Source organism: Gammaproteobacteria bacterium, from assembly GCA_021648145.1.
GTDB lineage: Bacteria > Pseudomonadota > Gammaproteobacteria > JAADGQ01 > JAADGQ01 > S141-38.
In genome coordinates, this window is record JAKITI010000007.1 from 1 (window position 1) to 21,324 (window position 21,324).

Annotated in this window: 21 protein-coding genes; 9 read left to right on the forward strand and 12 right to left on the reverse strand. The window is 41.1% G+C overall.

What is annotated here, in order from left to right; all coding sequences use genetic code 11:
• Positions 1–210: 210 nt before the first annotated feature.
• From L3J70_05780 to gmk, 4 genes are read right to left on the reverse strand one after another with little or no spacing between them, the layout of a single operon-like run.
• Positions 211–1,641, reverse strand: coding sequence for a serine/threonine protein kinase (locus L3J70_05780; GenBank protein MCF6235869.1), 1,431 nt, complete (start codon positions 1,639–1,641; stop codon positions 211–213).
• 1 nt (position 1,642) lies between these two features.
• Positions 1,643–2,377: a protein phosphatase 2C domain-containing protein gene (locus L3J70_05785; GenBank protein ID MCF6235870.1), complete on the reverse strand. Its 735-nt coding sequence runs from the start codon at positions 2,375–2,377 to the stop codon at positions 1,643–1,645.
• 16 nt (positions 2,378–2,393) lie between these two features.
• Positions 2,394–3,374 carry an FAD:protein FMN transferase gene (locus L3J70_05790; GenBank protein ID MCF6235871.1) on the reverse strand — a complete coding sequence of 327 codons (981 nt, stop codon included), beginning with the start codon at positions 3,372–3,374 and terminating at the stop codon, positions 2,394–2,396.
• Between the two features lie 35 nt (positions 3,375–3,409).
• Complete coding sequence (gmk, locus tag L3J70_05795) at positions 3,410–4,027, reverse strand: guanylate kinase (protein MCF6235872.1); 618 nt, start codon at positions 4,025–4,027, stop codon at positions 3,410–3,412.
• Positions 4,028–4,503: 476 nt separating this feature from the next.
• Between gmk and L3J70_05800 the strand changes: the two genes are divergently transcribed.
• From L3J70_05800 to L3J70_05830, 7 genes are all read left to right on the forward strand, one after another.
• A complete protein-coding gene (locus L3J70_05800; GenBank protein ID MCF6235873.1) occupies positions 4,504–4,743 on the forward strand; it encodes an acyl carrier protein in 240 nt (79 codons plus the stop codon).
• A gap of 106 nt (positions 4,744–4,849) precedes the next feature.
• A complete protein-coding gene (locus L3J70_05805) occupies positions 4,850–6,037 on the forward strand; it encodes an acyl-CoA/acyl-ACP dehydrogenase (GenBank protein ID MCF6235874.1) in 1,188 nt (395 codons plus the stop codon).
• Positions 6,038–6,967 (forward strand): amino acid--[acyl-carrier-protein] ligase, encoded by a 930-nt coding sequence (locus L3J70_05810; protein MCF6235875.1) that lies wholly within the window; start codon positions 6,038–6,040, stop codon positions 6,965–6,967.
• A complete protein-coding gene (locus L3J70_05815; GenBank protein ID MCF6235876.1) occupies positions 6,967–7,938 on the forward strand; it encodes a DUF1839 family protein in 972 nt (323 codons plus the stop codon). The genes L3J70_05810 and L3J70_05815 overlap by 1 nt, the downstream gene beginning before the upstream one ends.
• 25 nt (positions 7,939–7,963) lie before the next feature.
• On the forward strand, positions 7,964–10,456 hold the full coding sequence (locus L3J70_05820) for a glycoside hydrolase family 2 protein (protein MCF6235877.1): 2,493 nt from the start codon (positions 7,964–7,966) through the stop codon (positions 10,454–10,456).
• Positions 10,457–10,527: 71 nt separating this feature from the next.
• Entirely contained in the window at positions 10,528–12,351 is a 1,824-nt protein-coding gene (locus L3J70_05825) for a hypothetical protein (GenBank protein ID MCF6235878.1), read from the forward strand.
• Between the two features lie 15 nt (positions 12,352–12,366).
• The gene (locus L3J70_05830; GenBank protein MCF6235879.1) at positions 12,367–13,134 is read left to right on the forward strand and encodes a class I SAM-dependent methyltransferase; all 768 of its coding nucleotides are present in this window, start codon (positions 12,367–12,369) and stop codon (positions 13,132–13,134) included.
• 40 nt (positions 13,135–13,174) lie between these two features.
• Here L3J70_05830 and L3J70_05835 read toward each other — a convergent pair whose 3' ends face one another.
• The 8 genes from L3J70_05835 to L3J70_05870 form a co-directional block, all read right to left on the reverse strand.
• Positions 13,175–14,275 (reverse strand): GNAT family N-acetyltransferase, encoded by a 1,101-nt coding sequence (locus tag L3J70_05835; GenBank protein ID MCF6235880.1) that lies wholly within the window; start codon positions 14,273–14,275, stop codon positions 13,175–13,177.
• A gap of 174 nt (positions 14,276–14,449) precedes the next feature.
• Positions 14,450–15,253, reverse strand: a complete 804-nt coding sequence (locus L3J70_05840) for a sulfotransferase (protein ID MCF6235881.1) — start codon at positions 15,251–15,253, stop codon at positions 14,450–14,452.
• Between the two features lie 18 nt (positions 15,254–15,271).
• Positions 15,272–16,045, reverse strand: coding sequence for a hypothetical protein (locus L3J70_05845; GenBank protein MCF6235882.1), 774 nt, complete (start codon positions 16,043–16,045; stop codon positions 15,272–15,274).
• Between the two features lie 94 nt (positions 16,046–16,139).
• The gene (locus L3J70_05850; protein ID MCF6235883.1) at positions 16,140–17,537 is read right to left on the reverse strand and encodes an aspartate ammonia-lyase; all 1,398 of its coding nucleotides are present in this window, start codon (positions 17,535–17,537) and stop codon (positions 16,140–16,142) included.
• Positions 17,537–18,385 (reverse strand): SDR family oxidoreductase, encoded by an 849-nt coding sequence (locus L3J70_05855; protein ID MCF6235884.1) that lies wholly within the window; start codon positions 18,383–18,385, stop codon positions 17,537–17,539. The genes L3J70_05850 and L3J70_05855 overlap by 1 nt, the downstream gene beginning before the upstream one ends.
• Positions 18,386–18,393: 8 nt before the next feature.
• A complete protein-coding gene (locus L3J70_05860) occupies positions 18,394–18,813 on the reverse strand; it encodes a PIN domain-containing protein (GenBank protein MCF6235885.1) in 420 nt (139 codons plus the stop codon).
• Positions 18,813–19,049, reverse strand: coding sequence for a DUF6364 family protein (locus tag L3J70_05865; protein ID MCF6235886.1), 237 nt, complete (start codon positions 19,047–19,049; stop codon positions 18,813–18,815). The genes L3J70_05860 and L3J70_05865 overlap by 1 nt, the downstream gene beginning before the upstream one ends.
• Positions 19,050–19,167: 118 nt before the next feature.
• On the reverse strand, positions 19,168–19,581 hold the full coding sequence (locus L3J70_05870) for a transcriptional repressor (GenBank protein ID MCF6235887.1): 414 nt from the start codon (positions 19,579–19,581) through the stop codon (positions 19,168–19,170).
• A gap of 139 nt (positions 19,582–19,720) precedes the next feature.
• Here L3J70_05870 and L3J70_05875 point away from each other — a divergent pair, with 139 nt between their 5' ends.
• Together L3J70_05875 and L3J70_05880 are read left to right on the forward strand one after the other, a co-directional pair.
• A complete protein-coding gene (locus tag L3J70_05875; protein MCF6235888.1) occupies positions 19,721–20,740 on the forward strand; it encodes a c-type cytochrome in 1,020 nt (339 codons plus the stop codon).
• A 133-nt stretch (positions 20,741–20,873) separates the two neighbouring features.
• Entirely contained in the window at positions 20,874–21,317 is a 444-nt protein-coding gene (locus L3J70_05880) for a universal stress protein (GenBank protein MCF6235889.1), read from the forward strand.
• Positions 21,318–21,324 lie beyond the last annotated feature (7 nt).

Genomic DNA, 21,324 nt, shown 5'->3' on the forward strand with positions numbered 1-21,324 from the left:
TTTCCCATGTGAAAGTAGGTCACTGCCAGACATTTATACTCCGGCCCTTGCTGAGGTATTTATCATTGACATCACCGATGTCGTGATCAATACTCTCAGCAGGGGCTTCTTTTTGGCTAAAATTCTTGCTTCGTCTGCTTCAAGAACTTCTATATCACACCCAGTTACTCTCTCTTTACCGACCTTTTTTAGAGTGATTTGCCTTACGCTTTATTCATTCTTCGTTTCTTTCTTTTCCAATGGTTGTGCGCCAGATAATTTTTTTTTAAGCGCTAATAACCCTTGATTATTAGGTGAGACGTGCAAGCCAGTTTGTAAGTGTATATTTGCTTGTGTTATATCACCATTATTAAAAAAATATAGGGCTTGTTTAAGGTATTGCCCAGAAATTTTTTCCAGACCTTTCTGTGCCTCTTTATTTCCGGGTTGGAGCTTTAATATATTTTTATAGGAATCTGAAGCATTGCTTTCAGGTGGCTCAATGAGTCGTCCAACAAGTAAATTAACCTCTGCATTTTCGATGAGTGTGTTGATTCTTTCTTGTTCTTTTGGTGTCAGTATTGCTGGTCTTATCTCTTTTTTTATTGAAATAGCCTCGGTGCTCTCTAGTGAGGGGTCGTTGAAATAACTGAAGCTTGTAATGGCTAATAGTGCGAGCCCAGCGCTTGCAATAATTCCACGGATTATTTGCGGCCTGTAAGAGTGGGGTGCGATACTTTCGATAAATTGCATGACGCTGGGTGTGCGGCTGTTTCGGTTGAATGCTAACCCATGTAAAAGCCCTTTCCATTGTTCTCTGGTGAAATTAGCGGGCTGTATGGGTTTGAATTTTTGATCGCGTGCTTGAGTAGATGATAGCTTGTTAAATGGGTGTCGTCCTGTTAACAGTTCATAAGTGATGCAGGCAACAGCATAAATATCATCACGTGGATCTGGATCTAACCCTTCTAGCATTTCACAACTCGCATAAGCGGGTGTAAGAGCGCCAAGGCTGCTGGGATCGAATATTGTGGTGTCATTAGACTTTGTGATTACCCCTGAATTTTCACTAAAGTTAAAAAGGGTTTTGTCTTGTGATGTTGAGCCTGCTTGTTTGAAGGCTCGTGCGATACCGAAGTCGAGCAGTTTGATTATGCCGTCGTGCGTGATAAAAATATTGCCAGGTTTTATGTCTGAGTGCACAATGTGTTGTTTATGTGCATAGGTTAGTCCTTCTCCTATGCCATTAATAATGGAGAGTACCTTTTCTACAGGAAGTCCTTTAGGTGTGATGGTTTTGTTGAACTTTGCAAGAGATTGGCCTTCCAGATACTCCATAGTCATAAATACAGTGTCACCATCCCGATCAAAGTCGTAAACAGTTACAATGTTGGGGTGTGCTAGTTTTTGCGCTTTTTTGGACTCTCTTTGCAGTGAAATCAGAGCATCAGGATGTTGCTTGAAATTTTCCGTGAGCACTTTAATTGCAACATAAGGCTCTCTATCCTGTGCTTCTTCTTTACGTAAATCCCGTGCTTTGTAAACAACACCCATGCCACCGCTGGCAATTGTTTGTTCTAGAACAAAGCGATTCTGAAGTGTTGTGCCTACTCCAATCTTTTTTTCCAAGTTTTTAGAGTTTGGTGGCGAATTATGAATCATATTACTCTTGAATCTTTATGGTTATCGCTGTGATGTTATCCTTTGCTCCTCGCTTAAGCGCTAAATCAATAAGTGCTTGAGCGGCATCTTCGCAATTTTTTTCAGTTAAAATTGCGTGGAATTCGCTGTTGCTAATATCCCTATAAAGCCCATCACTACACAATAAAATTGCATCTCCGAGAGTAAGGTTGAATGTGATGGAGTCAAGCTTTAGTGGTGTTTCTGCACCAACGGCACGTGTAATTACATTTGTTACAGGGCTTTTTTCAGCATCTTCACGGCGCAATATCCCTTGCTCAATTTGTTGCTCAACCAGGCTATGATCTTTGGTGAGCTGCTGAATCTCTCCATTTCGACATAAGTAAGCTCTGCTATCGCCCGCCCATAAGCAGCCAGCTTGCTTGCCATGAGCAAGCAGCGCAACAATAGTGCTGCCAATAACGTTGTCGTTGCCTTGTTTTGCTGACTCTTGAATGAGGTAACTATTGACTAGCTGAAGGCGGCTATCAGCGTGGTTCATGAACTCTTCCAGGCTGCTTGATTTGTTGAGTACGCCCATGTTTTTTACAATGGTGTAACTGGCAAAATCCCCTGCATTATGCCCACCCATTCCATCAGCGACCACCCAAATACCCATGTCAGGCCTGTTCAAACAGGCATCTTCATTAATTTTTCGAACATTGCCAATATGGGTCAGTGCGGCTGAAGACCAATGTAAAGTGGGTGAAGGATTCATAATAAAGTGTCCTAGGTCAGTGTGAATTTTTCTGTAGCCCTTTCGAATAATACATGATTCCCGCCTTATCAATAATAATCGCTTCAACTTCAGGAGTTGATTCGATAAGTTTCATGCCTTTTATTTGTCCCAAAACAAATATGCTTGTCGATAGTGCGTCGGTCGTAGTGGTGTTTGTGCCGATAACTGTAACGCTACGGGTTGAGCGGATGGATTCTCCTGTCTTAGGGCTGATAATGTGATGGTAGCGGATACCGTCACTTTCAAAATATCGCTCATAATCTCCAGAAGTCGAAATTGCAGCATCTGTCATAGGCAGAGCTGCGACAAGCTCTTGTTTGTTGCGAGGGTCACGGATACCGACCATCCAGGGTCGCCCTCGCTTATCACCGAGTATACGGCTATCACCGCCAGCCGTGACTATAGCTGAAGTAATACCTCTATCTGATAGCAGTGTAATGGCACGATCCACAGCATAACCTTTGGCTATGCCGCCCAAATCAATTTGTACATATTTTTGGTTGAAGTAAATTGTTTTTTTTGCTGGGTCGATTTTAATGTGACGATAATTAATTGCAGGTAGTTTGTTAGATAGTCTGGATGGTTCAGGTTTAATTTTGTTGCGGTAGTCATATAAGTTACCGACACTGGCAAATGTGATATCAAATGCACCTTGTGTACGTTCAGAGAACTGTAGCGAACGTTGTATAAGGTTCATCATTTCGTCGCTGATGACAACGGTTTGCCTGCCCGCCAGGTTGTTAATCTTTGACAGTTCACTATCAGGTTTATAAGGACTCATTAAGCGGTCGATGCGATGCATCTCATCAATCACCGCCTGAATAGCTTGGTGAGCTTGCTCTTTTTGGTCATGCCACAATTCTACTTGAACCACTGTGCCCATAATGGACTCTTCTCGGCTGAGCCACTCGGCACTTGTTAGCTGTGGCCATGCCAATATCAAAGTGAGAAAAATGAATTTTTGTCGTTTCAGCATATTATTTCACTTGTAACCAAAAAGTCACAGGCTGATCATTTTTCTAATAAAGCAGTAATAGTGTTCACTTGAGCATTTTGCTGTTGTTCTAATCTGAGTCGCCTGGCTCTAATAATTGCTTTAAGGTCTTCTAAAGCGGTTGAAAAATCGTCATTAATAATAACGTAGTCAGACTCACAAAAGTGTGACATCTCATCAATGGCAGAAGACATGCGCTTGGCTATGATCTCTTCACTATCCTGGCCACGCCCTCGTAGGCGTTGTTCTAAAATAGATTTAGAGGGTGGGAGAATTGAGATGCTGACACTTTTTGGAAGAGTGTGACGCACTTGCTGCGCACCTTGCCAATCAATTTCAAGAATCAAATCTTCACCTTTATTAAGTACTTCCTGGACAGTTTTAGTCGAAGTACCATAATAATTATCAAATACTTGGGCGTGTTCTAAAAAACCATCTTGTTCGAGTATGGCTTTAAATTGCTCAATAGAAGTAAACAAATAGTTAACGCCATCTTTTTCGCCTGGACGTGGGCTCCGTGTGGTGTGTGATATGGAAACAGATATTGAGTCCGTTGACTCAGTGAGCGCTTTTACTAAGCTCGTTTTACCTGCCCCTGATGGAGCAGAGATAATGTAGAGTGTTCCAATAGTCATAATTAAATTGAATAAATTGATATTTTAGAGCAATAAAAATCTAATTGTACCTGAGCAGGGAAGTTCACGAAACGGGGTGGATGAAAACAAGACCTAAATCCTGGTTCCCACATAGAGATTTCGATATATTTAATTTAACAATACCAGTAAGAACAATAAAAACTCGAAACGGTTTGTCAGGTAAAGCCTGATGAAGAAATATATGATAATCAGGTTAGATTAGGACGCTACACTGGCGTAGAAAATTTATTTTTTAATATTTTGTCAGTCAGACCGATAAAAAATCATCGGCTTCAGGTACTTTGTATAAAGTACTTCTGTATGATTGGAAGCTACGCTGATCAAAACTCCGTGAGATTACGTATAGCCATACAATAAGAAGGGAGGGTAGAATATAAGTCTAGCTGGCATCACTTTTGCACGTTTAACTTATGTTCTACTATTTATATAATTGTTATAAAATTTTTGGTACTCTAATGACTTCTTCGACGATAAGAAAAATACTGGATACACATGGCAGGCTCACTAAGCCTGCAGATGAATTGCAAGACCATAGTGATTTATATCATGCAGGTTTAACCTCATTAGCTACGGTGAGTTTGATGTTAGCTATAGAAGAGGAGTTTGATATAGAATTTCCAGACTCAATGCTGGGTCGAAAAACCTTTGGTAGTATTGAAGCGATTGTTGATGCTGTCGATGAACTACAGGAATAAATGCCCCTGCACCATTTGAAAGCACTTAGCGGATTTTTCAAACAAACCGCCTGATTTCGCTACTCTCCGAGGGTAGAAAATCTTTATAATTGTAAAGGGATAAAAAATGTTCAATCATGAATCACTGAACTCTATGAAATTTAAGAAGTTAGTTTTAGAGGTTAAGCGAATTGGTAAAGATGTTATTGCGCCAAATGCTCATGATGTCGATGAAAAGGCTCGATTTCCTAAAGAAAGCTTTGATGCGCTGAAAGATTTAAGACTGCTGAGTGCTTATCTACCTGAAAGTATGGGTGGAATGGGGCTCGACATTGTACAAATTACTAAAATTTGTGAAGTATTGGGTCATTATTGTGGTTCGACCGCAATGATTTACGCAATGCATAAAATCCAGGTCGCTTGTATTCTTCATAATTCGGGTGGGTCAGATTACTTCAAATCCTACTTAAAAAAATTATCAAGTGAACAAAGGCTTATTGCCTCAGCCACCACTGAAACAGGAGTGGGTGGGGATTTACGTTCGAGTATTTGTGCAGTTGAAAGCAGCGGGTCATCTTTCAAGTTAGTTAAAAAAGCCCCAGTAATATCGTACGGAATTGATGCCGATGACTTGATTATTACGGCACGTCGTAATCCTCAAGCGGCAAAAAGTGATCAAGTTCATGTTTTATTGAATAAAGGGCAATATGAGCTGGAACAAATTTCAGGTTGGGATACTTTAGGGTTTCGTGGCACTTGCAGTTCTGGTTTTACTGTGACGGCAAAAGGTGAAAATGAACAAATTTTACCGACCCCATTTGCGGATATTCTGAGCCAGACGATGCACCCTTTTGCACACATTACGTGGAGTGCATTATGGGTGGGAATTGCAGGCGATGCTGTTAATCTGGCACAGCAGTTTGTTAAACGTGAGGCTAAGCGAAATTTGGATATGCCACCTATATCAGCCATTCGACTGGGGGAGGTTGAGTGTGTATTGCAGACAATGCGAAATAATGTCGATGTGGCGGCAACTAACTACCTTAAAATGTTAAATGAGGGGGATGCCGAAGCCTTTACTAATTTTGGGTTTGGAATTCGTACAAATAATCTAAAAGTGGCGAGCTCTCAGTTAGTTGTTGATATTGTTGGCAAGGCTATGTTTATTTGCGGAATTTCAAGTTATCGCAATGATTCAAAAACCAGTTTATGTCGTCAGTTGCGTGATGCTTATGGGGCTGCGCTGATGGTGAATAATGATCGTATTTTACTGCATAACTCGACGTTGCTTCTGATGCATAAAGGAGATGAATAAGTGTGTTTGTCTCATGATTCTCTGGATGAAGCTTATAATTTTTATCGGCAACAATTATTAGAGGCTGGGTTATTACTTTCGTCGGGTGTGCCTGGTGTGTACGGCCTGAGTGGCGATTTTGAGGCTGTTGTTGAAGCTTTTGAAGGTTATGTTACCCGCATGGGTCACCATTTGGAGCCGGAGGTCGTACGCTTCCCTCCAATAATCAGTAGAAATACCTATCTATCTACTGATCATATTAAAACATTCCCTGACTTGATGGGGTCGGTTCACTCTTTCAAGGGAACCGAAAAGGATCATCTCAGGTTGGTACAAAAGCAGGAAGATGCAGAGAACTGGGCAGAAGAGTTAGACCCCACAGAGGTGATGATGGTGCCCGCTGCGTGTTACCCATTGTACCCAACCGCTGCAAATACTATATTGCCTGAAGAGGGTCGACTGGTTGACCTTAGAGCTTTTGTTTTTCGGCATGAGCCGTCACCAGACCCTGCTCGTATGCAAATTTTTCGACAGAGAGAGTATGTTCGTCTTGGCACGCCTGAGCAGGCACATGCTCATCGGGATTATTGGTTGAAACGTGGAGAAGAGATGTTATGTGCACTCGGGTTGGATGTGAAGCCTGTTGTTGCAAATGACCCATTCTTTGGTCGAGGAGGACGAGTGATGGCTGCAACGCAAAAAGAGCAAGAGCTTAAGTATGAGCTTGTAGCGCCCATCGCATCGACAGAAAAATTAACCGCTATTGCATCCTGTAATTACCACCTTGATCATTTTGGTCAAGAGTTTAGTATTAAAACACCTGATGGAGCGTTTGCTCATACTGCATGTGTTGGCTTTGGCCTGGAGCGTATTACGCTTGCAATGTTCAAAAAACACGGTTTTGATGCTGAAAAATGGCCCCTTGAGGTTCGGGGGCTATTGGAAATGTAATGCATCAGATAATTTCTCTAACCCCAGAAACTTACTGTCGTCATCGTATTCATGTTCAGGAAAGAGACTGGGCTGAAACCAACTGTTATGTTGATATCTGGATTGAATTATTGCATGCATTAGAATATGAACCGATTGCTGCGATGCCTTATACCCTGGCGATTGATTTTGAAGGCGATCAATGGACTTTCTTTAAGTTTCCTTTGGCTGATTTATATGATCTCTATGGAATAGATGTTCAGGAGCTTGCGATCTGGCAGCCTCTGGTTCAACATATTGAACAACAAGTGGCTCTAGGAAAACCCGTATTGGTTGAGCTGGACTCTTATTATTTGCCCGATACAGCCGGAACGGCTTATAAGATAGCGCATGTTAAATCGACAGTCGCCATTATTAAAATTGATGTGGAAAAACAACATATTGGTTATTTTCATGGCCAAGGATACTACTATTTGTCGGGCGATGATTTTATTGATGTATTTCGCTTGCGTGGTGAGCAGGATCCCGCCGTGTTATCGCCTTACGTAGAAATTGCAAAGCAGCGGCGCGTCAATAAACTGGATGCTTCCCAGACGCTTGATGTTTCTCTGAAACTATTAAAAAAACAGTTAAGACTATTACCAGAGAGCAATCCTTTTTTTAGTTTCAAGAAAAGGTTTGAAGAAGATTTGAAATGGTTGATGCATGAAAATATTGATACATTCCATCAATATTCATTTACGACATTCAGGCAGTTTGGTGCTTGTTATGAATTAGCGGCTACTTATTTGGAGTGGCTATCCCAGCAAGGTGTCACTGGCTTGGTGGAGGCTAGGGAAAATATTAAGTCTATCTCTGAAACATCCAAGTTTTATCAATTTCAGTTGGCACGTGCAATGAGCCGTAAGAAACCGCTTAATCTTGCTCCAGTTGATGCGATGGCTGAACACTGGGACTTAGCAATGGATCAGCTAACCACTAAATTTTTATAGGCTATGATGTAGAGAGTTAAATGGAATGATTCAACTTGTCGATGACTGGTTTCTCACTCAATCTGAACCCGACATGTGTTTGGTACCTTCTGATCTAATAAACCAAAAACTCAATTGGCTGACGGCTTGTGTGCCTGGAACCGTTGCGCAGTCCTTGGCTGGAGCATGTCAATGGTCACTTGATGATCGGGTTGATTTTGATGATTACGATTTTTGGTATAGGAAAAAATTTGATATAGCAGGTTTATCAGAACAGTTGCCTGTTTATTTAAACTTTTCTGGATTGGCAACGATTTGTGAAGTTTGGCTCAATGGGCAACGGATTTTAGAATCCAATAATATGTTTCTAAGTTATCAAGTTGATATTGCAAAATATATTCAGCCCAAGAACGAACTGTACATATGTTTTCGCTCATTAAATAAGGCTCTGTCTCAGCGCCGCCCTCGTCCGCGTTGGAAGACAAAGCTGGTCGAGCGGCAACAGTTGCGTTGGTTTCGTACCACTTTGCTTGGCAGAATTCCTGGTTGGACACCGCCAATTGCTCCTGTAGGGCCGTGGCAGACAATATCTTTAAGCGAACACCTGGAGCCAATCAATATAGAGGTCACTCCATCAATTGAAGGGCGTGCGGGAGTTGTCAAATTCTCTTGTGATATTTATCATGACAGTGAAGGAAAAGTGGACGCTGTGCTCTCAGTCGGAGGTATTAATGTTCAGCTAACCATTGAGAAAAAAAGTGGTGGGAGTCGTCTATACGGAACACTTGAAATTGATGATGTTACGCTATGGTGGCCTCATACACATGGCAAACCTTCACTGTATCCGGCGCTACTGCGCATCAAAGTCGCAGAAAAAGAGAGATCACACGCACTCTCCTCTATCGGTTTTAAAGAGGTGCGCATTGATCGCTCCGAAAACGAGTTTTGTCTCACGGTAAACAATACAGACATCTTTTGCAGAGGGGCATGCTGGACTGTTAATGATATTATCTCCTTAACAGGTGATTTGGGCGCACTTGAGCATACGCTAACTCTAATGCGAGATGCAGGTGCAAACATGATTCGTGTGGGCGGTACGATGGTTTATGAGCAAGATGCTTTTTATCAATTGTGTGACCGGCTCGGAATCATGGTTTGGCAGGATTTTATGTTTGCAAATATGGATTATCCTGTGGACGACGACAACTTCAGGGAATCTATTCAAACTGAAGCGCATCAGCTTCTCGCACGTCTGCGTCAATATGTTTGCCTGGCAGTCTATTGTGGTAATAGTGAAATAGAGCAACAGGCCGCCATGCTGGGAATGCATTCTGACGCTTGGTCAAATGATTTCTTCTTGAAACAGTTGCCGGAACTTTGTAGTACACACCACCCTGGTATTCCTTATGTTACTTCCACACCTTCAGGAGGGGCTTTGCCCTTTCATACTGACACAGGAGTGACTCACTATTATGGAGTAGGGGCATACCTGTGCTCAGTATCTGAGGTGAGACAGCATAATGTAAAATTTACTTCGGAGTGTCTTGGATTTTCCAATATGCCTGTTGCCAAAACACGAAACTCAGTGTTGGCGGGGCAAATTCCTGTGACCCATCATCCACGATGGAAGGAGAGGGTTCCCCGTGATTCAGGGACGGGATGGGATTTTGAAGATGTACGCGACCATTATTTGAAAGAGCTGTTTTCTGTTGATCCTGTGCAATTACGCAGTTTTGACAATGATAAGTACCTGGCATTGAGCGAAATAGTTTCTGGAGAAATGATGTCACAGGTGTTTGCCGAGTGGCGCAGTGATCATAGTGACTGCTCTGGAGGGTTGGTCTGGTTTCTAAAAGATCTTTTACCTGGTGCCGGATGGGGAATCATTGATAGCAATGGTTTACCTAAAGCTTGTTATTATTACTTGAAACGCTGCTGGCAGCCGATCTCTATATGTATGACCAATGAATCACTCAATGGCTTGCACCTGCATGTGATCAATGACACGGCTCAAAATTTTACAGGTGAATTGGAGGTGACATTACTGAATGAGTCGAGTGTCACTATTGTTAATGTGAAGACGGAAGTGGTTGTAGATGCAAGATCAACGCGACTTATAGGGTTAGATCAGCTGCTTAATACATTTTACGATACAACATATTCTTATCATTTCGGTCCATCAAAACATAACGTTGTTTCAGTTCGCTTATCAAATAAAGAAGGGAGCGAACTGAATAGTGCATATTATTTTCCGAATGCAGAAGTTCCTCGTTTAGAGGAAAACTCTGGAATTATTGCTGAGTTGGTTGAGTCTGGTAAAGAGAGGTATCAGCTGAATTTGTCATGTGAAAAATTTCTTTATACGGTGAATGTTGATATACCCGGTTTTATTCCAGATGATAACTATTTTCATTTGATGCCTGGCATTAAAAAGAGTGTCGAGGTCATTCGAGTGGGTGATGGTCAAAAACCTGCAAAAGGTTATGTGAGTGCTTTAAACATAAGTGAAGATGTTAGAGTTAAAGTTATTTTTCCCTGATGTCGCCATAAATTGTAATTTAAATAGATAAATAAACAGTAAATAATGCAGGGAGAAAGCTTCAAAATATAATGGTTGATTCTGATTTAGTCGTTCGTACGCCCTTTTATTTTGGCCCAGATGGCAAGAAATTGATTGGCTGGTTGCATACAAACGCCACAACTGAAAATCTTGATACAGCAGTGGTTGTATGTCCCCCACTCGCTGTAGAGTATATGAGCACCTACCGCTCAATGCGTTATGTGGCTGATTATTTTGCGTTGGCGGGAATACCTGCAATACGGTTTGATTATCATGGTACGGGTGACTCATCTGGTTTTAATGATGAGGGTAATCGCCTTGATCATTGGCTTTGGAGTATTGAGCAAGCAATGAGCGAGGTCAAAAAACTTTCAGGGTGCTCCAAGGTGGGTCTGTTTGGTTTGCGAATGGGTGCGACGCTCGCTTCATTGGTTTCAGCGAGAGTTGATGTTGATTTTTTAGTTCTATGGGCTGCTTTAGAGAGTGGTCGGAGATATATTCGTGAAATAAAAACAATTCAGATGACTGGAGTCAGTCAAACTGGGGTCGCGCCCAGTTTTGTTGAAGCTGGAGGAATGGTTTATTGGCCTCAAACGGCTGATGCAATCAGTCAGATAGATTTAATAAAGATTACACCTAAGGCTTCTCGTGTATTGATTATTCCCCGGGATGACTTGCAAGTAAAGACCAAATTGAAAGATGGCTGGGTCGCTCAAGGGGTTAGTGTAGAGCAGTTTGAATATTCGGGTTATTCCGAAATGTTGTTGTTGGCACTTAAATCGGTTGTGCCTCATGAGACTATTCATAAGGTGGTGAGCTGGGTCAGAGCGGGAATTGATTGTCCGAGTGCTACAGAGTGTGAAGCTGCAGATTTAGATGTTGCTACGAGCATATGGGTCAAGTCCATCTATGATAAAGAAAAGTATGGTCAAAATGAATCAAAAGTGAAAGAGTCATTTGTTCGATTTGGATCGGATAACAACAATTTTGCTATCTTGGTCGAACCGCCTGAAATAATTTCACCAGAACGTCCTATCATCATTATTGCGAGCTCGGGTGCTACGCACCGAGTTGGTCCGAGCCGATTATATGTGTCTTTAGCCAGAAGTTTGGCCTCTGAAGGTTTTCGCTGTTTGAGAATTGATATCCCTGGCTTGGGGGATAGTATTACTCATGACCACGAACAAGAAAATAGAGAGTACATTGATAAATCAAGTGATGTGATTCGTCAAGCTATGGAGTCATTCGGCTCTGCATACAAAAAAAACAGATACGTTGTGACAGGTTTGTGTTCAGGTGCTTATTTCTCTTTTCATGCGGCTCTGGATCTTAAGAATGTGGATATCGTAGAGAGTATTTTAATTAACCCTCTTACCTTTTACTGGTACGAAGGTATGGAGTTTGATAGTTCACCTGCAAAGAATTTTGGGCACTGGAATTGGTATATGAAGGCGTTGAAGGATCCCAGTAGCTGGTTAAGATTAATAAGAGGAGGGTCAGATTATTCTGAACTTTATGAAACGATAAAAAATCGAATAAAGATTATCATATCCGCAAAAATAAATTCAATAAAGAGTAGCAGAAGTGATAATGTCGCTGCTGAAGGTCATTCTAAAAATAATTTAAATATTGATTTAATGCAAATTGCTTCTCGCAACAGGCACTTATCATTTATTCTTGCAAGAAGCGATCCTGGGTATGATATTTTGATGACCAGCGCAGGAAAAACCGCGAAAAAACTTATTAACGATGGCAAAATAGATATTCATTTCATTGAAGATGCGGATCATACGTTCTCAAAGTATCAACCCCGATGTGATGCGATTGATTGTATGGTTAAGCATATTATTTTTCGGTATGGAAAAGAGTTGTAAAGGAAGGAAGTTATTGTGTTCGATTCGATCAACAAAGAGCTGTATTCAAGCAGTGATGGAGTTCACTCCTATATCAATACTACATTGCAGGCACCCGAGGTCAGCATCCTGGTAAAATATAAAGATGCCTATTACGGTAAAAAAATATTAGACATTGGTTGTGGTGCTGGCCGGACATCCCATTATTTCCGTAATTTTACTCATCAATATATTGGCGTGGACTACTCAAAGCCCATGGTTGATTTTTGTAAAAGCCAGTACCCTGAACTGGCATTTGAGCATTGTGATGCAAGAGATTTAAGCCATTTTGATGATGGTGAATTTGATTTTGTCATGTTTTCATACAATGGGATAGATTATATTGGTCATGATGATCGCATGCAGGTTTTAGATGAAATACAGCGCGTTTTAAAAAATGGCGGGGTGTTTGTTTTTTCGGCACATAATAGAAAATATAACCACATTATTCTAAAACCAAAGCTACAGTTGACACTTCACCCAGTTAGATTGCTTAAAAATGTAGTGAGTTATTATAAGCAAGAAAAAAATCATAAAGAGCTGATATCAAATGAGGTACACAATAAAAGCTTTTCGATTTTAAATGATAATGGAAATAATTTTGGCTTGCTAACCTATTATATTGACAGGTATAACCAAACTAAACAGCTAACAAAGAAGGGTTTCAAATTACTGGAAATGTTTCAGTTGAATGGCCAGGTTTTGTTGCCTGAGAAAGATGATTCTGACAGCGGTTGGATCTACTATGTATCCGAAAAAATATAGCAAGTCAGAATGTCCAAGTTACTACGTGCTCGCTCTTTACTTATGCCTTATTGAAATAGTCATATAATTTATATAAATATTTTACCCATTGGTTGCGTATAATTTGTACATTGACAATGTTGATACTGGAGCGGGTTAGTCGCTCTTTGTAGTGTGTGTTTTTTCCTTTGCCAGCTAACATATCATAGCTGTTTATATCGCTAGCGCATGCGTGCTCTATTTCATAGCCAAAATGTATATAACCTAATGCAATTTTTTTATGAACACTTTCATCAAATCCTGCTTGAATATTATACTTTTGATTATTAACAAGATAGTTGTACTGGATCGAAACGGGATTGTTATCTATAGATAATATTGAGAAGCATAATGCATTTCGTTGATCCATTAATTTCGCTAGAGTCGTATTGAAACGTAATCGTTTATCCCGAAAAACGGGGGATCCCCACCTTTTAGCGTGTAGGTGATTAAGTTGTTTGAATTGAGACTCAATATCATCGTTCTGTTTTGGATTGAAGTGGATCTCTCCCAGCTGATCAAGTATTTTTCGCCGATTAAATAAGCTAAGGCGTGTATTCTTCCCTAAATTTTTAATATAGTGGTCAAAGCTTCCGGTTGTTTCTATAAAAAAGCTTTTGAACTCCTCTGCTATGCGATAGTAGGAATTAGGAATGGGCTTCTCTTTTTTTAGCAGCTTGTATGTGTCTGAATCTTTTTTTAAGTCAACGAGTATGAGTTCATCCCATGTTGATAAGGTGTTTATATGTTTGTAGAAAGCGTTCACAACTTCATTTGATAGTGATTTTTCTGCAATAAAATCAAGGAGCTCAGTTCGCATCGTCGCTTTACCATGCCAGCAGTTACCAATGAACTGCAGCCTATGAGTCACAATGATCTTTTTTGACTTAGCTTTTGATAGATATAAAGGTGCAAGACCAACCAGATTACCCTTGTCATCTACGGCGGCCAAAAGTTGTAACTGCATCTGCTCAGGTTCGGCAAAGGTGTGCCACCATGTATGTTGCCACTCCCAACTCATAAATAGTGGATCTGAGTTTGATTTTTCTAATAGTAAATTCCAGGCGTGCCTGGAATCTCTAAACTGTTTTTCATTCCACGTCTGGATGTTGATTTGCTTCATATAAGGTAAAATATCTCAAGCCATTCGTATAAGTTGTGAGTCAGGTCATATTTCGTGACCGTTCTTTAGAGATTTTTAGTAAAGACAGGTAAATAGGGGGATAGGGGGATATCCATACCATACTTATAAAATTAATGTGCATCCTTGCTATTCCGAATATTATAAATAGCCGAGCTATTTAATAAACCGATGAGGGTAGATAATTTTCATAATAAAAGCTGGAATCATTTTCTTGATTTTTTTACGTAGTTCATCTGGCATCAAATCGCCAAAACTATTTAGAAGACGCAGGTACTTTCCACGGTAGCCATTGGTTCTGAGCTTTCTGTCATACCCCAGATCATTTTCACTTAATTCAAGTTGAAAGAATTGGCTGATTTTTCTGGCTGTTTCTTTTGAATTAAGAGCGTAATCTGAATAGTTCACAACAATATGTGGAATATTGTATTGTTGCATTGCATGCTCTGCTGTTTTCATATGGTGCTCAATGCGCCTAAAAGAGGCTTGTTTATCATCGTTGTTCCATCTTAGGCGAAGAAAACTTTGATGTATCTCTTTTGGGTCACGTTTTAGCAAAATAACCTTTGTGTTTGATTGCTTTAATAAAGGCCACCAATACCCAATTGTGTAACATAAACTCGGGTCTTTCCATAACCAGGGGGTATGTTCTTCAAACTGTGCAATCAGCTCTTTATGTGCTTTTGATGGTGTAAGGGAAAGTATTTTTTCTGTTTGTTGATCAGAAATAGCATCAAATAACCACGTATTTTCACATTCAAATCCAGCTGCTTTAAAAACCTCTGCGTTACATTTTTTTAAAGATTCAGCCTCCCAAAATCCATATGGATTATATTCATTGGCTTGCTGCAGTTGATTTTCTTCATTTTCAGTAACAAAGTAGCCACGATTTTTGAATATTGCAGCAGTCATGCTGGTTCCTGAGCGAGGTGAGCCAACAATGATGACATTTACACTCATTTTTTAACGTCTCGTTCTCTATTCACTTATTTCAGGTTTTTTATACAGGTGGACAAAGCGATCTGTTCGTTTGATGACTTCTTTTTTCCAGATATCCAATTGATAGTTGTCATCAGGGTTTCTGAGCACATCCAATGCTTTTACAAACTTGAAACCAGCACTTTCAATATCTTTTTTCGCCCACTCTTCATCAATCCGGTGCAGTTTAGGGGCACTCTCTTTTCCTGTTCCAGGCTCTGCCGCATGGTCAATAATTAATAATTTTCCGCCTGGTTTTAGCGCGGTGATGACTTGCTCAAAAAACTCTTCTCTATTGGCAGTAATGATGGGGTCTTTTCGTGGAACATAGATGTCATGATAGCTTAGACCAATGAAAATAAGGTCTGTATTGCTCGGTAGTTTCATATCAGCAAATTCGCTATCGAGGCGGACAACATTTTTCAGTCGTTCATTTTTTAATCGTTTCTCGAGATCTTCTTTTGAGAAATTTAGAAATAGCGAGTTATTTTGTATAGTCACACGTCCATCATCACCCACAATGTAATTAAAGAGTTCTGAGTAGTAACCACCGCCGCCAAGAAGATCAATAACAGTGTCTCCAGATTCAAGGCCAGAAAAGTTTAATACTTCGAGTGGTTTGCGTAATTTATCTTTTGAATGATCCTCTGTATATCGATCTGGCTGATGTATCGCTCTTTCATTAAGAGTCATGCTATCTAGATCTTTGGAACATCCAGCTACAAATACAACTACAGTAAGAAACAGGACTTTAATACGACCTAATATATTCATAATCATTACCTTGTTTTATCTCTCAAAAATAAGTGGCTCAACTGATTTTTACAAGATTATACAGCACACTGTTAAGAATACAGTTTTTTTAATATCAGATTTTTCCATCTTTGGCGGCTTTGAGTACGAGTGCATCAAATTTATCCGCTGCCATAAGGTTACGTTCTGCGACAATAATGTTGACAGGTTTACCCGTTTTTTCAGACTCTTTAGCGACTTCAGCCGCAGCGGCATAACCGATATCTGTATTCAATAATGTTGCAAGGGCAACACTGCTGTGCAGAAAAGCTTTACAGCGATCACGATCGACTTGTAAACCTTTTAGGTTTTTTTCAGTGGCGGCGTTAGTTGCATTGGTGAGCCACTCCATCATATCGAATAGTGCTGAACCGAGGGCGGGCATCATCACGTTGAGTTCCAGTTGTCCTGCCTGAGTCATATAACTGATAGCCGAATCTTGCCCAAGAACCTGAAAGCAGACTTGATTGAGCATTTCAAACATCACAGGGTTCACTTTGCCCGGCATGATGCTGGAGCCTGGCTGTACGGCAGGCAGCATGATTTCACCCAGACCTGTGCGTGGCCCTGAGGCGAGCAGACGCATGTCGTTAGAGATTCGTATTAACTCCAGAGAGACTTCACGAATGGTTGATGACAGGTGTTGTAGATCATTCATAGACTGCATTTGTGCCGCCAGATCATCGGCTGGACGAATCGCCTCGAAGGTCAGCTGCGCCAGTGCTTTTGCGACATTTTTAATATAGCCCGGTGAGGTATTAAGCCCTGTGCCGGCAGCACTGCCTCCCAGTCCAACTTCACAAAGCGGATCACGGCAGCTTTCTAAACGTGCTGCACAGCGCTTTAAAGTCCAGGCGTAAGCACTGAATTCACGACCTAATGTTGTGGGTACGGCATCTTGCAAGTGGGTTCGGGCACTTTTAACTGTATCTTCTTCTTGTTTGCCAATGCGTGCATATTCTGTGGCCATATCTTCAATAGCAGCAATTAAACGGGGGAGTTTTTTAAGCGCTGTTAAACGAATGGCTGTGGGGATTGTATCGTTGGTGCTTTGCCCCATGTTGACATGGTCGTTGGGATTAATGGGGCTGTATTCACCTTTTTCCCCCCCCAGAGCGACACTGGCTAAATTGGCAATCACTTCATTGCTGTTCATGTTATGGCTGGTGCCTGCACCAGCTTGAAAACGGTCGACTACAAATTGATCAATATAATGACCTTCAAGAATTTGATCGCAAGCGGCAATAATTGCTTTGGCTTGTTTGTCGTCAAGCCAGCCCCCTTGTTGGTTGGCCTCTGCCGCAGCACGTTTGATTTTTACGTGAGACTGTACGAAGTCTCGGTCAGGTGCTCGGCCACTGATCGGGAAGTTGGCGATGGCACGGGCGGTCTGAATGCCATACCAGGCATTCGCTGGAACTTGAAGTTCGCCTAAACTGTCTTTTTCAATACGGTAATCATCTGTTTGAGTCATTATTTGTGTTCTCCTGAAGAAATTTTAAGTAATACTTTGTCAAGTGCGCGTGAGGTCAACAGTCGCCGCAGTGCTGCAAAAAGGTAGGCTGGAAATGTGACGGGGTAGCGTAGTTTAGGTCGAGGACTTTCCAGTGCATGAATAAGCTTTTTGAGTACCGCATCGGGCGGCAGTGTAAAAGGCGCAACAGGGCCAGGATTTGTAAGGCGCTTTTCGATCGACTGGTAAATCGTGCGATGAACACTGTTTTCTGAGTCGATATTTTCCTTATACTTTTTGTAGCCATTGGCACGAAACTGGCTGGTAATAGGGCCTGGCTCAATCAGTGAGATTAAAATGTCGCTATTATTGATCTCTAAACGTAGTGTATCGACTAACCCTTCCAGTGCATATTTGCTGGCATTATAAGCGCCGCGATAGGAGAGTGCGACATAGCCCAGCAGTGAGCTGTTATAGATAATACGCCCATGCCCTTGTTGCCGCATGACTGGAATGATGCAGTTTGTCAGTTCCAGCGTTCCGAATAGATTGGTTTCAAACTGTGCACGTAATACGTCACGAGTTAAATCTTCCACGGCACCCGGTTGACCATAAGCTGCATTATTAAAGAGTGCATACAAAGTGCCCCCTGTACGAGATAACAACTCATCAACTGCGCTATGAATGGAGTCACTTTGATCTAAATCCAATAGAAAGCTTTCAAGGCCTTGTGCTTGCAGTGAATCAACATCTTTTTGCTGACGTGCAGTCGCAAATACACGATAGCCTTTTTTGTGTAGTCCCAATGCACATGCTAAACCAATGCCGCTGGAACAGCCGGTGATTAATATTGTTTTTTTGTTTGTCATGTGGAGAGCTAAGTTTCTCTTGTAAACGGATTTTTCAGAAGTATTCCAGAATAAAATTGACTGTTATTTAAATCTTCAGAGAGGATGATGTTGCATTTTGAATGTTCGGCCGCACTGATGATGCATGCATCCCAGAAATTGATCTGGTATGAAGTTTTGATCTCTACACTGCGTCTTATCAGAGCTGGGCTTTGTGGGATGATTTCCAGCCCTTCCAAGAGAAACAACTGCCTGAGAATGACATCTTGGCGTTGATGTAACTTATTTAGGGCTACATGAGCATACTCCTGTAATACCTGTGTAGAAATAACACCTGTTCCAAGCCGCATATGCTTTGCTACGATATTCAGAGCCTTTTTTTGCTTCTCCTCATCACGAGCATCGTTGGCATAAATTATGATGTTTGTGTCAATAAAAGTTTTGTTCATCAGTCGTTATAACGATCATAAATTTCATCTCTGGAAAACTTGAATCCGCTAGCAGATTTCCCCGGCATATTACTCGCTATTCGTACAAACTCATCGGCTGATTTTTCTGCATTACATTCGCCTGTAAGTTTGAGCAAATAATCTCTAATCAACTGGTTTAGCGATGTATTGTGCGCGCTGGCATATTCACGCCCCTTTTTGATCAGTTCTGTATCTGCTGAAAGTGTAATGTTCATAGTTTTCTGCCCTCAAATAATTTTTATGTGCTGTAAGTGTGCAAGTGTAGCGCGGCATTTTATTTTGGTCAAACTTTAGTGCAGTCAGCGTAATGGCTTTACAGGTCGCATGTTGAACTTAATGACATTGAGGGCAAACTCCTGACCACACTCGTGTACCCCATTCAATAGACCACTCTTCTTTACATTTGGGGGTATGGTCATCAGCGCTTGTATCGACATCAAGTAACAATTTACATACTCGGCAGTAAATATGGTCATGTGTTTCTGTATTGCTATCATATATTGCCTGTCCATCCACATAAAAGCGCCGAAGCAATCCTGATGATTCTAGTTGTGACAACGTCAAATAGACTGTATTTGGCGAAATAGTTGGAAAACGCTGGCATAACTCTTCATGCAATTCATTCGGTGTGCGGTGGCACTTCTCCAGCAGCAATTGCTTGCAAATAGCGATACGCTGCGGGGTTGCCCGCATCCCGTTATTATTTAATAACGTACTAATTTCAGTATCATTCCGTTTTCCATTCATATAATTAATCCTTTTTACTCTAAATTCGGGTCGATTATCCCTTTTCATTAATAAATTGACAAATAAACCAAACCTACTTTACTATTACTTAGGAGTTATTACTAATAAGTTTTAAATATTAAATTAAAAGAGGTACTCAATGAAAAATGTATTAAGCCGACGAATTTCCAGTGGTGTCACTATTGCAGCACTTGCTGTGTTTAGTGCCAGCAGTATGGCCATGTCATCCAAACCAGAAATACCCGCAGGTTTAGGGGCGTTGCCAACTGAAATTCCTGATAATCCTGCAAATCCACAAACAGCTGCTAAAATTGAGTTGGGTAAAAAACTTTATTTTGAACCCGCGCTTTCTGCCAGTGGGCAGTTTTCATGTAACTCTTGTCACAATTTGGCAACTTATGGCGTTGATAATCAAAAGTTTTCAGTCGGCCATAAATGGCAACGTGGGGGTCGAAACTCACCCACTACATTCAATTCAGCTTTCTGGAGCAAGCAATTTTGGGATGGTCGCTCAGAAACGTTGGAAGAGCAGGCAAAAGGCCCACCATTGAACCCTGTAGAAATGGCCAGTATTGATGAAAAAGAGGTCGTCGAACGCTTGAAAGAAGCGGGCTATACCGCAGAATTTAAAGTGGCGTTTAATAATGATGCGAATGCACTTACATACGATAACATGGCAAATGCGATTGCTGTATTTGAGCGCACACTCAATACCCCTAATGCACCATTTGATCAATATGTACGTGGTGAAGGTAAAATTTCTGAAGCGGCAAAACGTGGTATGAATACCTTGGTTGAAGCGGGTTGTACTGCTTGTCACAGTGGCCCATTGTTTACAAATAATCAGTTCATGAAATTTTCATACGGTACGGATGCAGGTGTAAAAGAGGTGACAGGTAAAGATGCTGACGATAAACTTTTTCGCGTTCAGTCTTTACGTAATATAGCCATGACTGCACCCTATTTTCACGACGGTTCAGCGGCAACATTGCATGATGCGGTGCGTACTATGGCGAAAGTACAGCTTGCAAAAGAGCTTTCTGATAATGAAGTGAATGATGTTGTTGCTTTTCTGGAAACTTTGACAGGTGAAACACCTCAGGTGACTTACCCTGTCCTACCACGTCCAAATGGTAAAACATTGACCTGGCGCGATTAAACCAATCACAGTTTTTTTCTTGGGCTCACATAGACCTCTTTTTAGTTGGTTTATGTGGGCTTTTTTGTGCTCGAAAATAACACCATGATAGGTATATACTGGAGTTCTCTTAGGCTTTTTGAGGGTTGATACCATGTCTGCTTATCGTCATATTTTGCTTGCAATTGATTTTACTCCTGCTGCATACCAAGTTGTTCAGCGGGTTAGGATTTTACTTGGAGAAGAGACAAAATTAACTGTGTTAAATGTTGTGGAGTATGCTTTACCGCTCGGTTTTGGGGATGATTTTACTCCAATGCCGAATTTATTGATCGAAGAGAGTATGCTTTTAGAAAAAGCAAAAGAGTCTCTATCACGCTTTGTTGATAAAGCTGGGTTGGCTTATGCAGAACAAATGATCAAAGTGGGTGGAACACAGAATGAAATTATTCAGGTTGCTGAACAAAAAAATGTTGACTTGATTATTTTGGGTTCTCACGGTCGTCATGGCATCAGTTTGTTGTTAGGTTCGACTGCAAATGGTGTATTGCACCATGCATCTTGTGATGTTTTGGCGGTACGCATTAAAGAAAAATAGTTTGTAT

Bases quoted from the DNA above. Each gene is read 5' to 3' on its own strand.
- L3J70_05780 (MCF6235869.1), bottom strand. From the start codon at position 1,641: ATGATTCATAATTCGCCACCAAACTCTAAAAACTTGGAAAAAAAGATT.
- L3J70_05785 (MCF6235870.1), bottom strand. From the start codon at position 2,377: ATGAATCCTTCACCCACTTTACATTGGTCTTCAGCCGCACTGACCCAT.
- L3J70_05790 (MCF6235871.1), bottom strand. From the start codon at position 3,374: ATGCTGAAACGACAAAAATTCATTTTTCTCACTTTGATATTGGCATGG.
- gmk (MCF6235872.1), bottom strand. From the start codon at position 4,027: ATGACTATTGGAACACTCTACATTATCTCTGCTCCATCAGGGGCAGGT.
- L3J70_05800 (MCF6235873.1), top strand. From the start codon at position 4,504: ATGACTTCTTCGACGATAAGAAAAATACTGGATACACATGGCAGGCTC.
- L3J70_05805 (MCF6235874.1), top strand. From the start codon at position 4,850: ATGTTCAATCATGAATCACTGAACTCTATGAAATTTAAGAAGTTAGTT.
- L3J70_05815 (MCF6235876.1), top strand. From the start codon at position 6,967: ATGCATCAGATAATTTCTCTAACCCCAGAAACTTACTGTCGTCATCGT.
- L3J70_05820 (MCF6235877.1), top strand. From the start codon at position 7,964: ATGATTCAACTTGTCGATGACTGGTTTCTCACTCAATCTGAACCCGAC.
- L3J70_05825 (MCF6235878.1), top strand. From the start codon at position 10,528: ATGGTTGATTCTGATTTAGTCGTTCGTACGCCCTTTTATTTTGGCCCA.
- L3J70_05835 (MCF6235880.1), bottom strand. From the start codon at position 14,275: ATGAAGCAAATCAACATCCAGACGTGGAATGAAAAACAGTTTAGAGAT.
- L3J70_05840 (MCF6235881.1), bottom strand. From the start codon at position 15,253: ATGAGTGTAAATGTCATCATTGTTGGCTCACCTCGCTCAGGAACCAGC.
- L3J70_05845 (MCF6235882.1), bottom strand. From the start codon at position 16,045: ATGAATATATTAGGTCGTATTAAAGTCCTGTTTCTTACTGTAGTTGTA.
- L3J70_05850 (MCF6235883.1), bottom strand. From the start codon at position 17,537: ATGACTCAAACAGATGATTACCGTATTGAAAAAGACAGTTTAGGCGAA.
- L3J70_05855 (MCF6235884.1), bottom strand. From the start codon at position 18,385: ATGACAAACAAAAAAACAATATTAATCACCGGCTGTTCCAGCGGCATT.
- L3J70_05860 (MCF6235885.1), bottom strand. From the start codon at position 18,813: ATGAACAAAACTTTTATTGACACAAACATCATAATTTATGCCAACGAT.
- L3J70_05865 (MCF6235886.1), bottom strand. From the start codon at position 19,049: ATGAACATTACACTTTCAGCAGATACAGAACTGATCAAAAAGGGGCGT.
- L3J70_05870 (MCF6235887.1), bottom strand. From the start codon at position 19,581: ATGAATGGAAAACGGAATGATACTGAAATTAGTACGTTATTAAATAAT.
- L3J70_05875 (MCF6235888.1), top strand. From the start codon at position 19,721: ATGAAAAATGTATTAAGCCGACGAATTTCCAGTGGTGTCACTATTGCA.
- L3J70_05880 (MCF6235889.1), top strand. From the start codon at position 20,874: ATGTCTGCTTATCGTCATATTTTGCTTGCAATTGATTTTACTCCTGCT.